This window comes from Dorea sp. MB18-49 (genome assembly GCF_023669465.1).
Classification (GTDB): domain Bacteria; phylum Bacillota; class Clostridia; order Lachnospirales; family Lachnospiraceae; genus Dorea_A; species Dorea_A longicatena.
Genome location: NZ_JAMOYX010000013.1, coordinates 1 through 12,526, shown reverse-complemented (window position 1 = coordinate 12,526; position 12,526 = coordinate 1). Strand labels below are relative to the sequence as shown.

At 38.9% G+C, this 12,526-nt stretch carries 15 protein-coding genes and 1 pseudogene; 14 read left to right on the top strand and 2 right to left on the bottom strand.

Features of this window, described 5'->3' with window-relative positions; translation table 11 throughout:
- The first annotated feature begins 9 nt into the window (after window positions 1–9).
- From NCY30_RS05795 to NCY30_RS05745, 11 genes and pseudogenes are all read left to right on the top strand, one after another.
- Window positions 10–621 carry an SAM-dependent methyltransferase gene (locus tag NCY30_RS05795; RefSeq protein WP_055182195.1) on the top strand — a complete coding sequence of 204 codons (612 nt, stop codon included), beginning with the start codon at window positions 10–12 and terminating at the stop codon, window positions 619–621.
- An 81-nt stretch (window positions 622–702) separates the two neighbouring features.
- On the top strand, window positions 703–957 hold the full coding sequence (locus NCY30_RS05790; RefSeq protein WP_250818548.1) for a hypothetical protein: 255 nt from the start codon (window positions 703–705) through the stop codon (window positions 955–957).
- Between the two features lie 6 nt (window positions 958–963).
- Window positions 964–1,275, top strand: a complete 312-nt coding sequence (locus tag NCY30_RS05785) for a DUF4230 domain-containing protein (RefSeq protein ID WP_250818547.1) — start codon at window positions 964–966, stop codon at window positions 1,273–1,275.
- A gap of 426 nt (window positions 1,276–1,701) precedes the next feature.
- Window positions 1,702–3,042, top strand: coding sequence for an MATE family efflux transporter (locus NCY30_RS05775; protein ID WP_250818546.1), 1,341 nt, complete (start codon window positions 1,702–1,704; stop codon window positions 3,040–3,042).
- A gap of 165 nt (window positions 3,043–3,207) precedes the next feature.
- Window positions 3,208–3,291 (top strand): annotated as a pseudogene (locus NCY30_RS15330) (GNAT family N-acetyltransferase); the annotation flags it as partial.
- 28 nt (window positions 3,292–3,319) lie between these two features.
- Window positions 3,320–3,949 carry a YczE/YyaS/YitT family protein gene (locus NCY30_RS05770; protein WP_005608570.1) on the top strand — a complete coding sequence of 210 codons (630 nt, stop codon included), beginning with the start codon at window positions 3,320–3,322 and terminating at the stop codon, window positions 3,947–3,949.
- A 329-nt stretch (window positions 3,950–4,278) separates the two neighbouring features.
- The gene (locus NCY30_RS05765; protein ID WP_055057105.1) at window positions 4,279–5,532 is read left to right on the top strand and encodes an ATP-binding protein; all 1,254 of its coding nucleotides are present in this window, start codon (window positions 4,279–4,281) and stop codon (window positions 5,530–5,532) included.
- A 206-nt stretch (window positions 5,533–5,738) separates the two neighbouring features.
- Entirely contained in the window at window positions 5,739–7,247 is a 1,509-nt protein-coding gene (locus NCY30_RS05760; protein ID WP_250818545.1) for a hypothetical protein, read from the top strand.
- 29 nt (window positions 7,248–7,276) lie between these two features.
- Window positions 7,277–7,375, top strand: a complete 99-nt coding sequence (locus NCY30_RS15325) for a helix-turn-helix domain-containing protein (RefSeq protein ID WP_306799764.1) — start codon at window positions 7,277–7,279, stop codon at window positions 7,373–7,375.
- 163 nt (window positions 7,376–7,538) lie between these two features.
- Window positions 7,539–7,808 carry an ArsR/SmtB family transcription factor gene (locus NCY30_RS05750; protein WP_055182615.1) on the top strand — a complete coding sequence of 90 codons (270 nt, stop codon included), beginning with the start codon at window positions 7,539–7,541 and terminating at the stop codon, window positions 7,806–7,808.
- Window positions 7,809–7,811: 3 nt separating this feature from the next.
- Window positions 7,812–8,495, top strand: coding sequence for a DUF5714 domain-containing protein (locus NCY30_RS05745; protein ID WP_055057108.1), 684 nt, complete (start codon window positions 7,812–7,814; stop codon window positions 8,493–8,495).
- A gap of 143 nt (window positions 8,496–8,638) precedes the next feature.
- Here NCY30_RS05745 and NCY30_RS05740 read toward each other — a convergent pair whose 3' ends face one another.
- The gene (locus NCY30_RS05740; RefSeq protein WP_250818544.1) at window positions 8,639–9,124 is read right to left on the bottom strand and encodes an entericidin EcnA/B family protein; all 486 of its coding nucleotides are present in this window, start codon (window positions 9,122–9,124) and stop codon (window positions 8,639–8,641) included.
- Window positions 9,125–9,281: 157 nt separating this feature from the next.
- Between NCY30_RS05740 and NCY30_RS05735 the strand changes: the two genes are divergently transcribed.
- Window positions 9,282–9,956, top strand: coding sequence for a response regulator transcription factor (locus tag NCY30_RS05735; RefSeq protein WP_107001140.1), 675 nt, complete (start codon window positions 9,282–9,284; stop codon window positions 9,954–9,956).
- Complete coding sequence (locus tag NCY30_RS05730) at window positions 9,953–11,305, top strand: sensor histidine kinase (protein WP_250818543.1); 1,353 nt, start codon at window positions 9,953–9,955, stop codon at window positions 11,303–11,305. Before NCY30_RS05735 ends, NCY30_RS05730 begins: the two co-directional genes overlap by 4 nt.
- Window positions 11,306–11,381: 76 nt before the next feature.
- Here the strand turns inward: NCY30_RS05730 and NCY30_RS05725 are convergent, their stop codons facing one another.
- Window positions 11,382–11,615 carry a hypothetical protein gene (locus tag NCY30_RS05725; protein WP_250818542.1) on the bottom strand — a complete coding sequence of 78 codons (234 nt, stop codon included), beginning with the start codon at window positions 11,613–11,615 and terminating at the stop codon, window positions 11,382–11,384.
- Between the two features lie 244 nt (window positions 11,616–11,859).
- On the opposite strand from NCY30_RS05725, the gene NCY30_RS05720 reads away from it, so the two are divergent.
- Entirely contained in the window at window positions 11,860–12,420 is a 561-nt protein-coding gene (locus tag NCY30_RS05720; RefSeq protein WP_250818541.1) for a nucleoside-diphosphate sugar epimerase/dehydratase, read from the top strand.
- Window positions 12,421–12,526: the final 106 nt, after the last annotated feature.

Genomic DNA, 12,526 nt, shown 5'->3' with positions numbered 1-12,526 from the left:
TAAAAAAAGATGAAAGAAGATAAGAACGAATCAAGATGGGACAAGCTTTTGAATATTCGGACGATGGGACGAGATGACACTCATGCAGACCAGTATCGCTACCCTTACGAACCGACGCCTTATTCTGTGCTGGAAAGGCTGGCAAATGCAGGATATATCCGTAAGGGGAATATACTGCTTGATTATGGCTGTGGAAAAGGAAGAGTAGACTTCTTCCTGTCATATCAGACAAGATGTAAGTCTATCGGAATCGAATATGATGAGCGAATCTATGAGAAAGCAGCAGAGAATAAAAAAGATGCGGTATCGTCCGGAAGAGTGGAGATAGAACTTGCGAATGCGGAAGAATTTGCAGTACCGGAGACGGCAGACTGTATGTACTTTTTTAATCCGTTTTCGGTGGAGATATTAAGAAAAGTGATGGCAAGGATATTAGAATCTTATTATGCAGAGCCGAGACGGATTCAGTTATTCTTCTATTATCCGTCAGATGAGTATATATCGTATCTGATGACGGTGGAGGAGCTGATGTTCACAGATGAGATCGTATGTATGGATCTGTTCCCGGGAGAAGATCCAAGAGAGAAGATTGCAATATTCGAACTGGATTATATGGAATAGATATCCGGAAGAAAAGATAATGTGATATGATATAAAGTAACACAAGATATAAGGCAATACAAAAGAAGAGAGGCGAATCCTATGAAGACCAAATGGAAAGTAATCGTTGCGGTAATTCTTGCCGTCGTAATCAGTGTCGGCTCGATATCCGCATACAAGTATATTACCAGCCCAAAAGAAGAAAGTATTCCACTGGAAACCACGCTTGAAGATGCGGCGGAACTGACTACCCAGAAGATGATCATCTCAGATGTATTCAAAAGCAAAAAGGGTAATATCCCGCTGATCAACAAGAACAAATTCCTGGTGCAGTATAAGACAACGGTTACTGCTTGACTGGATGTGAAAAAGGCGAAGATTAAAGAAACAGATGATGAGATCAGAATCACTATCCCACATTGTACGATCAACGAAGATTCAATCAAGATCAAATCCAGTGATCTGAAAATCTATGACACGAATTTTGCAATCATGAGTATTGATAAAGAAGCTGTGATAGAAGTTGTCGCAGAAGCGGAAGAAAAGGCAAAGAAAAAGGCCGAATCCGATGAATATGGTTTCCTTGATAATGCAGATGAGAATGCAAAGAAAGTGATCAAGGGCATGTTTGAAAATGTGGCCGGTGAAAGAAAGGTTGTTGTAGAATTTAAGTAATCACAGAATTTTAGTGATATAAGAGAATAAAATGCATAAAAGATCTTTCAACTTGTTTTTATACAAGATATGCTTTATACTCTCATCTTTGACAGTTGGTTGGTTAAAAAAGTGCCACAATCCCTGTAAATACAAGGGGTGTGGCACTTTTATCTGCATACACGAAATATAGTAATGTTTTATCTCCGCTTACTTTCTTTCTGAATTCCTTTCATTTTCCGTTTTGTTATGAATTGATAGTCCGTTATGAATCCGCAGGTTTCATGGAGATCATCAGTGATTTCCTGACGTTCATATACCGGCATGAAGCCCTGTTCTTCTAACGTACCTAATTTTCGGATGGTTTTGGAAGTACTTTTCCCATTGGCATTTGCATTTTGTGTTTTGAAGATATAAAATAAATCTCTATAGAAGGAGAATAAGACAATGTCAAAAGATGAATATTTAATTACAGATGTGCCTCTTAAAGCGCTGACTGTTTTTGCAATGCCTATGATTCTAGGCAGTTTTTTTCAACAAATATATAATATGGCTGATTCTATTATTGTTGGTCAGTTTGTTGGCTCATCTGCACTTGCTGCAGTTGGTGCCTGTGCCGCACTTACGAATGTATTCATTTGTGTAGCATTGGGTGCAGGTGTAGGTGCAGGGGTTCTTGTAAGCCGTTATTTTGGTGCCCGGGATTATAGCAAAATGAAAACGATTGTGTCGACATCATTAATTAGTTTTCTGATTCTAAGTATACTTCTGGGTCTGTTTGGATTTTGCTTTTCCCATCCAATGATGAGTTTATTACAGACACCTGCTGATATATTGGATGAAGCGGTACTGTACCTTCGAGTTTATTTTGTGGGATTTCCGTTTCTGTTTATGTACAATATCCTTTCAACGATGTTCACTTCAATCGGCGAATCAAAGATTCCGTTAGGTCTTTTATTATTTTCTTCGGTTTTAAATATATTTATGGACCTTTGGATGGTGGCTGGACTTGGTCTTGGTGTGTTTGGTGCAGCTCTTGCGACTCTTATTGCACAAGGAATTTCTGCAGTATTTTCACTTTTGATTTTCTTTAGTCGGATGCGCAGATATAAAAGTCACTTTAGCTGGTTTGACGGGAAGGAGTTACGTTCAATGCTTCGAATTGCTGTACCTTCGGTTCTTCAGCAGTCTACAGTGTCAATTGGGATGATGATTGTACAGGCGGTTGTAAATCCATTTGGTACACAGGCACTAGCGGGTTATTCGGCAACGATGAGAGTAGAGAATGTATTTTCACTGATATTTATATCTATTGGAAATGCAGTTTCACCGTATGTTTCCCAAAATCTTGGTGCAAAGAAAAACGAACGTATCAAAAAAGGATATCATGCTGCACTGATGTTAGATTTATGTTTTGCAGTTCTTGCTTTTATAGTTATTGAGACATTGCATACGCAAATTTCTTCGTTATTCTTAGGAAAAGACGGAACTGCTTTAGCTTATCAGGTATCAGGGGATTATATGAGATGGCTAGGCTACTTTTTCATTTTCATGGGTATCAAGATGGCAACAGATGGAGTCCTTCGTGGGCTTGGAATCATGCGGCCATTTCTTATTGCAAATATGGTAAATCTTGCAATAAGATTGTCAGTTGCCTTAATCTGTGCCCCTCGTTTTGGTATTGCATTTGTCTGGCTTGGTGTACCGGCTGGATGGCTCGCAAACTTTTTGATTTCTTATGCGGCACTCAGAAAATTATGGCCGATTGATAAGGTGGATTCAATTTGATATATAATTTGACAAAACAGCCGTTGGAGCAATAGAATTACTTGGTTAGTGAAAAAATAGTGTAATTTTAGTGGAAAAACAATTCGTAACGATATAAGAAATAAGTATCGGAATAATAATACAAATAAAGCTTCAAATGAATCAATAAGTGAAGCTTTAAATTCAGATGAAGGGTTCATTGTTCAATGTGAAGGTTTGGATGAAGCTACTGGTGAAAAAGAATACACCATGCTATGGAAACAAAAATAGAAATTGGAATTTGTAGAATAGAGGAATTATGATGTTTGATAAGCACAAAAGGGAATCATTGCTATTGCGGGACTTATTAAAGAAATTGATAATTATTGTGATAGGTTCCATTGTTGCAGCCTATGGCATTACACTTGCACTGTATGCAGGATTTGGTGGCGCCACGCTCGCAGTGCTATGGCAGGGTATCGCTGAAACGTTTCACTTGAGCATCGGTATGGCATCTTTTGTTGTAGCAGTGGGGATGATTTTGTTTGCATTAATTTACGATAAAAGTCAAATCCATATTGGGACGGTGCTATATCAAATTGTATACAGCACCTGTGTGGATGTATTTGCCACCTGCCATGTCTACAGTACATATCGATGGTTCAACTTCTTTATCATGTTGCTGGGTGTTATTTTGTTTGCTGTCGGGACCGGACTATATGCGTCTGCCTCACTTGGTCGTGGCTCTTATGAAGCAGTTACTTTTGCCTTGGCAGAAAAGAACAACTGGCAAGTTAAAATTGTTCGAATAGCATTAGATATTCTGGTTGTGATAATAGGTGTTTTGCTTGGCGGGAAGTTTGGCATATGCACAATCATTACAGTTATCATTTCAGGCCCGATTATCCAATTTGTTAATGCGAAAGCAAAACGAATTTTAAAGATATAATAGTAAAGAAACCTACAACTTCAAGTTTGTTGAACTGAATCCGAAAAGCATTAGGGCGCAGAGGAGATAGAATCCTTTGCGTAAAAGACTAACGAACATATTTAATGAAACATCGGAACCATCTTCTTTTTGTTGTCTACTTATAATAACGATTGGAGTAGTCGATTATAGACACTGCAATCAAAAAAATCTGAAAATATATTTATCAACATTACATAAAAGTGTGTAGATGCACATAAAATAGGAATACATATTGAAATTCAGGTCGTTCTGTGATAGAATCTCATTACTAAAAAGTGTGCAGATGCACGGAAATGGGGAGTGCAATGATGGAGATTAAAAGAGACGCTTACCTACAGCAGCTGATCGAGCGAAAAGATAATGGAATGATAAAGGTGATTACCGGCATTCGTAGATGTGGCAAATCCTTTTTGCTGTTTACCATCTTTAAGAGATACTTACTGGAGAACGGCGTTGATGTTGATCATATTATTGAAATTGCATTGGATGGTATTGAGAACGAGGAATTAAGAGATCCCAAGGTATGCTTCAAGTACATCAAGGATGCCATGAAAGACGACGGGAAGTATTATCTCCTTTTGGATGAAGTGCAGTTCATGCCACGATTTGAGGAAGTGCTGAACAGCCTGCTCCGCATGAGCAATATTGATGTGTATGTCACCGGAAGTAATTCCAAGTTCCTGTCCAGCGACATTGTGACCGAATTCCGTGGCAGAGGTGATGAGATTAGAATCTACCCTCTCTCCTTTGCAGAGTTTTATTCTGTCTATGACGGTGATTATGATGATGCCTGGGATGACTACATGATCTACGGAGGATTGCCGCAGATTGTAAGTTTCCAGAGCGAACGACAGAAAGCGGACTATCTGAAGAATATCTTTGCAAATGTCTATCTGAAGGATGTTATTGAAAGAAATAAGATTCAGAACGTGGATGAGATTGGGATTCTGGTTGATCTGCTTGCATCTGCAATCGGCGCACCGACCAACCCTTCAAAGATTGCCAATACCTTTGCCAGTGAGCGCCAGATGACTTATGCTAATAAAACCATCTCCAAGCATATCGACCATTTAACAGATGCCTTTTTGATTTCCAAGGCAAGCCGATACGATATTAAGGGCAGAAAGTATATCGGTGCAAATCTGAAATACTACTTTACTGATCTGGGACTGAGAAATGCACGTCTGAATTTCAGACAGCAGGAGCCTACTCATATCATGGAGAACATTGTTTATAACGAGCTGCTGATCCGTGGCTACAATGTTGATGTGGGTGTCGTGGATATCTTCGATAAGGATAAAGAGGGCAAACGTGTTCGCAAGCAGTTGGAGGTTGACTTTGTGGTGAATCAAGGAAACCAGAGATACTATATCCAGGTTGCATATGACATGACTTCGGAAGAAAAACAGACGCAGGAGTTCAATTCTCTGCGTAATATCCCGGACTCTTTCAAGAAGATCGTCATTGTAAATGGCAGCAAAAAGCCTTGGAGAAATGATGAAGGTTTTGTCATCATGGGAATGAAGTATTTCTTGCTGAATGCGAATAGTCTGGAATTTTAAGTCGATTTGAGTTGTTGCTGTGGTGTTGTTCTATTTCAAAAAAGAGTGAAATGATATAAATAAGGCCACGGCTGATTTCATGTTGGAACAGCCGTGGCTCAGTTTATTTTTTTATCCGTACAAACGAGACTGTTCCGCAGATTATGGTTGATTGGTGTGTGCGGTAATATACTATATTCAGAAAAACTATTCAGGAGAGTGTTAGTGTGAGAAAATCAGATTGGGCAAAATGGTTGATCGTGATTCCGGCAATGCTAGGCATTGTGTTGGTAACCTATGTGGATCGTATAACAGATATCTGGGGATTTGGTGCATTTATCTGCCAGCTGATTGCGATTTTAGAATTGGCTTATGGTATGCGAATCGCGATGCTGGCACAGAGTAGAAAGAAGTCCTACCGGTTAACACCGGAAGAACGACATGAGTATGCACAGTATTTATATGAGAAACAATATCAACGTTACCCTGCTGTGGCGAATCAGATGCTTTTGGTTATGGCAAGGATGAGTATACTTCTTGACAATTATGAACGGGCTACACAGGAGCTGGAAGATATTTGTATAGATAAATTTAATCCGGCACAGTTGAAGGTGTATTATTACCTGAAAGTGGTTACAGCAGTAGTGGCAGGAGATACAGAAGGGCTTCAAGAGAGCCAGATGCGTTATGCAGGGATTCCGGATACTAAATGTGTATATCCGACAGAAACTGAGCTTGCTGAGTGGATAGAGCAGAGAGATACAGTGCAGATGGCAGAAGCACTGAAAAAGGCAGTGCCGGATAAGAAAGAGCATCCGGTACGGATCAGTATCATTACTTTGATTCTTGCATATAGTACCTTCTTTTACGGATTGTGGTATGGTATAAACCGTGATATGGGATATGAAGTGAGATATCGTTTCGCAGAAATATCGATTGCTGTTATTACAATCAGTCTGGCGATTCTTTTAATCTGGGGAATCGTAAGCTTGTACAGACACAATTGCCAGGCATTATCCATACAGCCTGGTAAAAACAGAGTGGCATTAATAATCATTTTTGGAGCTGCTGCGATATTTACACTTTTGATTATTGGAATGAGTGGTCTGAGTGTAGTGTTCGGAATGGATGGAGAGGAGACGGTGACTGGTCATGACAGCAAATATACGTATATAACCGTGCAGGAGGATTATGGCGGCGAGCGGAGATATCGAACCAATAATCTATTTGTTATGCAGAGTATGGATGGTCTGTGGTGGTCTTCGGATTCTTCGGATATAATGGATGCTGAAGAAGATAACGAAGAATCATCGGATGCTGATACAGAGGATTTCCCAGTGACAGAAGATACTCAGAACGGAGATGTGGTAGAAGATTATGAGGCAGAAGGACAGCATGATGGTCTGACGATTCAGAATGCGATGCTGGCGGTCTATAATTATCTTCAGGAGAATAATGCACTTCAAAATATGGCCTTCAGTTACACTGCGAATGCAAAAGGAGAAGTCTATGGTATTGTCAGTGAAACGCAGGAAACAAAAGATGGTAATACGGTAAATGTAAGATATTGTCTGTATGACAACGGAGCGAAGACGGATGCGGATGGTAATTCTTGCGAAGAACTGGTGTTAGAAAAAGTATATCCAGACGGTAATTACGAGACCGAATTGGTAGATTTTTATCTGGTAAATACGGATACGATGCAGGTGACAGATGAACAGAAGAATACGTGGTAAAATAAATTCTGGGGAAGTAGGTGCATTATATGACAATGGGAGAAAAAATAAAACAACTGCGAAGTGCAAATGGGTTTACACAAGAAATGCTTGCAGAAAAAATGAATGTGTCCGTTCGGCAACTGTAAGAGTAATTAACTGATGTTAGGAGCCTCAGTCTTTCGGAGGTTGGGGCTTCGATTTGTATCTATGATGATTGCCGGGTAACTTTATTGAATAAATACACATTGACAAGCATCTATGCGTAGGGTAATTTGATATATAGATGATTGCCTATGTGAGGTAGCGAAAATGGAAGCAAAGGATATGATACTAATATGTAAAGCATTATCGGATACAAATAGACTGGAGATTGTTCGGATGCTGTCAGACGGAGAAAAATGCGGATGTAAGATTCTGGATAAATTCAATATCACGCAGCCTACTTTATCACATCACATGAAAATATTGGTTGACTGTGGGATTGTAAATGATCGTAAGGAAGGCAAGTGGCATTATTATTCTCTGAACAAAAAAGTAATAAGAGAGGCAAGTTCATTTGTTGAAGCTTTGGGAAGGTAGGAAATGAAAGAAGAATGTATTATATGTAAAGCACCACTTATATATCTTGAAAAAGATGAAATGATGGAGTGTGTGTTATGCCATAAAAAGGAATTAAGCAAAACTAGATGTGAGCAGGGTCATTATGTATGTAATGAATGTCATACAAAAGGAATGGGTGTAATTATAGACATATGTCTTAGTGAAACATCTAAGAATCCGATAGAAATTATAAGAAGAATGATGGCGCAGCCATTCTGTCATATGCATGGACCAGAGCATCATGTTATGGTTGGTTCAGCGCTTCTTACCGCATATAAAAATGCAGGTGGTGAGATTGATTTGCCGGAAGCTCTGCTTGAAATGATGAATAGAGGAAAAGCTGTTCCAGGCGGTGTATGTGGATTCTGGGGTGCTTGTGGCGCCGGAATTAGTACAGGAATGTTTATATCAATAATCTCAGGAGCGACTCCACTTAAAAATGAACCTTGGGGTCTGGCTAATAAAATGACTTCTAAGGCACTTGACGCAATCGGGAGCATTGGTGGACCAAGATGTTGTAAAAGAGATTCCTATATAGCCATAATCTCAGCAATTGACTATGTGGCAGAGAATTTCAATATACAAATGGAAAAGCCTGTTATAAAGTGTATTCATTCTGATAAGAACAACCAATGTATTAAGGAGAGGTGTCCGTTTCATGAATAAGAAAAAAGTCGCATTTATCTGTGTTCATAATTCATGCCGTAGTCAGATTGCAGAGGTATGCAGGTAGATAAAATAATTATCTACCTCCTACCCGATTTTAGAAATTAAGAAAGTTCTGCCACATTCTTGTAGTCCAGATGGAATTAATCATCAATGCCGTATTTATTTTCCAGTGCTTCTTCTGCTAATTCCAGTTCATCTTCCAGTTTTTCAATCGCGCGTTCTCTCGCTTTGTATGTCTCGAAGCTAATCTCTTTCATTTGGTAAGCATACTCAAATTCATCGTCAAGCTTATCCAGTTCGTCATCGACTGCGTCTACCTGTTTTTTCAAAGCGTAGAATTGTTCGTGATTCTCAGATGCATTTGTAGATATTTTTGCATTGTTTACACTTTTTGTTATATTACGGACATCGTTTTCATAAGAAGAGAAATCATAATCCTTTTCGTTCACATTCTCTACTGCGTTTTCTGTGTTACTGATGTTATCATCATCGTCATCTGTATTTGATGTTACAACTTCCTGTGTCTTAATTTCTACATCTTCTGCTGCTCCATTATTGGATGAAGTGCATCCTGTAAAAGCAAATATTAATGTGAGAGATAATAAAACTACTAATATTTTTTTCATAACATGTTCTCCTTTCGGCTCTTGGGTGTTTTGTTTTTGCTGTTATATGTATCATATAGGGGGAAGATTAAAAAAAGATTAAAACAAATAGTAATTTCAAAAAATGAAAAAAAGGACTCTAGCACACGAAAATGATTGGTATTATAATAATTACATTATGAGATTACTGATTGTAGAAGACGAAAATGATTTAAGAAACATTGTCAAAAAAAGGCTTGTCAAGGAACATTACAGTGTAGATGCCTGTGGGGATGGTCTGGAAGCGATGGATTATATCGATATGACTTCCTACGATGGTATTATTCTTGATATCATGTTGCCGGGAAAGGATGGATATGAAATCTTAAGAGAATTAAGGCAACGAGAAGATGATACACCGGTTCTGTTACTGACAGCAAAAGACAGCATTGAGGACCGTGTCAAAGGACTGGATCTTGGTGCCGATGATTACCTGATCAAACCATTTGCATTTGAAGAACTGCTTGCAAGAATCCGTGTCATGATGCGTAGAAAGCCACAATTTACATCCAATCAACTAAAAATAGCAGATCTTATTCTGGATCGTGACACAAGAAAGGTTACAAGAGCCGGAAATGAAATTGATCTTTCTGCAAAAGAATTTATGGTTCTGGAATGTCTTATGCGCAACAAAAATATCGTAATGACAAGACAGCAGATTGAACAGAATGCGTGGGACTTTGATTTTGAAGGCGGTTCCAATGTGATCGACGTATACATTCGTTATTTGCGAAAAAAAATCGATGCACAATATGAACAAAAACTCATCCACACTGTTCGCGGTGTCGGATATGTAATGAGGGAAAACGAATGAAACAGCTGACGATCAAGAAAAAAATTACGCTATGGTACACCGGAATCATTGCCGTAGTTCTTGGGACTATTTTAGTTCTCGTCCTTCTTTTTGTGGATAAGGTTGGAATTTCTGCGACAGAAGAAGAAATCAGTGCCGCAGTGACTGGTTTCTCTTCAAATATTAATTTTCAGGATGATTCCTTTTATCTTGACGGCGATACCGAATTTTACGATGACGGTATTATGTTTTGTATTTATGACAAAAACGGACGCTTACTTTATGGAACGATTCCAACCCAATTTCCAGAAGAAACTATCCTCAAGTCGAATACACCGCGAATGATAACCGGATCAAATCGAAAATGGATGATATATGACAGCGTTTACACTTACGGTGATGATGAGGAAATGTGGGTACGAGGAATTACCTCCGTACATTCTATAGAACTTTTCATGCAGACATCCGAGAAAATGCTGTTGATTGTATTCCCATTACTCATTATTCTGATTGGAGCCATCGGATATTTTATGATCAAGCGGGCATTGAGACAGGTGGATCTTATCTGCGATGAAGTTGAAAACATCAGCAATGGAAAAGATCTTTCCAAACGATTGTCTCTGCCAAAAGCAAAAGATGAATTATACGAATTGTCGGAGAAATTTAACGAAATGTTCGAGCGCTTGGAATTTTCGTTTGAGAAGGAACGTCAATTCACATCAGACGTATCCCATGAACTGCGGACTCCCGTTGCTGTTATCATTTCCCAGTGTGAGTACTTATTGGAAAATGAAAACTTATCTGCGGAAAATAAGGAAGAGATTGCAGTCATCTTAAGGCAGGCAAAACGAATGTCAAAGCTGACAAACGAAATGTTAATGATCGCCAGAAACGAACAGGGCGAGCAGCATCTGATGGAAAAACTGGATTTTGGATTATTAAGCGAACTTGTAATAGAAGAACTGCAGACAAAAGCACAGGAAAAAAATATTGAGATTACCCTGCAAAAGCAGGACGACTTATTTATGAATGGCGACCAGACATTGATTTTGCGTATGATGATGAATTTAATAACTAATGCCATCAATTACGGAAAAATAAATGGACATATCCATGTTATCCTGAAGGTCGAAAATGATCAGATTGTCGGTGAAGTGAAAGATGATGGTATTGGAATAAGTGAGGAACACCTGGACAGAATCTGGGAGCGTTTCTATCGCATAGACAAAAGCCGTTCCAGAGAAAATGGCGGTACCGGACTCGGCCTTTCTATGGTGCGTTGGATTGTAAATCTCCACAATGGAACCATTCACGTCGAAAGTATCGAAGGTATCGGAACGAGTTTTATTTTCCGATTTCCGAAAATATAAGGGGCTATCGCTGTATATCCAATTTCTTTTTTCCAAAGAGAAGGGTTCATTATTCAATGTGAAGGTTTGGATGAAGCTACTGGTGAAAAAGAAAGGCCCGTATCCGTTCTGGATATGAGCCTTGCAAGAATTGGAAAATTGTAATCCTTGCTTTATGGAATGGAATTTTCTGATGTGTCAGTTTCTCGATTATAATTGCGACACTGTCATATGGAGCGATTCCCATATCTGCGACCATATATAATGCCACTCCCATAGATGCCATCAGCTGAGCAAGCAGCAGTGCAAGGATACGCAGTGGCAGATTCATCTGAATCTGCACTACATCATTCGCTACATAACAAATAAAGTCTGCAATGTATCCGACAAGAATGCAAAGAAAGTAATCAAGAGTATGTTTAAAAATGTGGCAGACGGGAAAGACGTTGTTGTAACATTTCAGAATTAGAAGAAAATTAGATGAGAAGAGGCAAATTGTAGTAATTGGCATTTTATGAGCCGAAAAAGTATGTTATAATTAGTAATTAAGAATAATTAACAAAAGGGAAATGGGTATGAAAAAAAAGGAAATAAATTATCAATTACTGATAAGAAGAATATGTCTTATCGTACTTGATATCATATGTATTATCGCAGCATCAATTCTGGCATTACTGACACGTTTTGAGTTCGATTTCAGCCAGATTCCGAAAGAATTCTTAAAAGTAATCTATAAATACGGACCATTCACCATAGTCATAACATTAATTATATTTTCACTTTTCCGTATCTACAGTAGTTTATGGGAGTACGCAGGGATTGAAGAAGTATTCAGTCTGATCGCAGCCTGTCTTGCGGCGGCCGTAGCGAAGATTGTCATCATCTTATTTACATGGAGCGTTATGCCAAGAAGCTGGTATGTACTGGATACAATTTATCTGATGATCCTGATCGGGGCAACAAGAGTATCTTACCGACTGATACGTCTGCGCAGACAGAACCGTACATTCCCATGGTCAAAGAGAAAGAAAGTCATGATCATCGGCGGAGGAGAGGCCGGAAGAAGTCTGATCACAGAGATCCAGAACAGTAAATATCTGGATCAGAAGGTTGTCTGGTATGCTACCCTCATATAGGACAATGAAATATAAAAGTCCTATATGGGGGTATTTTCATGTTCAGAAAGAGTAAGATAGAACCAGTAGAAAAAGTAAAAATAGTCGAACGCTACCTTGCAGGAGA

Coding starts and splice junctions, on each gene's coding strand:
- NCY30_RS05795 (WP_055182195.1), top strand. CDS start 10: ATGAAAGAAGATAAGAACGAATCAAGATGGGACAAGCTTTTGAATATT.
- NCY30_RS05790 (WP_250818548.1), top strand. CDS start 703: ATGAAGACCAAATGGAAAGTAATCGTTGCGGTAATTCTTGCCGTCGTA.
- NCY30_RS05775 (WP_250818546.1), top strand. CDS start 1,702: ATGTCAAAAGATGAATATTTAATTACAGATGTGCCTCTTAAAGCGCTG.
- NCY30_RS05770 (WP_005608570.1), top strand. CDS start 3,320: ATGATGTTTGATAAGCACAAAAGGGAATCATTGCTATTGCGGGACTTA.
- NCY30_RS05765 (WP_055057105.1), top strand. CDS start 4,279: ATGGAGATTAAAAGAGACGCTTACCTACAGCAGCTGATCGAGCGAAAA.
- NCY30_RS15325 (WP_306799764.1), top strand. CDS start 7,277: ATGACAATGGGAGAAAAAATAAAACAACTGCGAAGTGCAAATGGGTTT.
- NCY30_RS05750 (WP_055182615.1), top strand. CDS start 7,539: ATGGAAGCAAAGGATATGATACTAATATGTAAAGCATTATCGGATACA.
- NCY30_RS05745 (WP_055057108.1), top strand. CDS start 7,812: ATGAAAGAAGAATGTATTATATGTAAAGCACCACTTATATATCTTGAA.
- NCY30_RS05740 (WP_250818544.1), bottom strand. CDS start 9,124: ATGAAAAAAATATTAGTAGTTTTATTATCTCTCACATTAATATTTGCT.
- NCY30_RS05735 (WP_107001140.1), top strand. CDS start 9,282: ATGAGATTACTGATTGTAGAAGACGAAAATGATTTAAGAAACATTGTC.
- NCY30_RS05730 (WP_250818543.1), top strand. CDS start 9,953: ATGAAACAGCTGACGATCAAGAAAAAAATTACGCTATGGTACACCGGA.
- NCY30_RS05725 (WP_250818542.1), bottom strand. CDS start 11,615: ATGAATCTGCCACTGCGTATCCTTGCACTGCTGCTTGCTCAGCTGATG.
- NCY30_RS05720 (WP_250818541.1), top strand. CDS start 11,860: ATGAAAAAAAAGGAAATAAATTATCAATTACTGATAAGAAGAATATGT.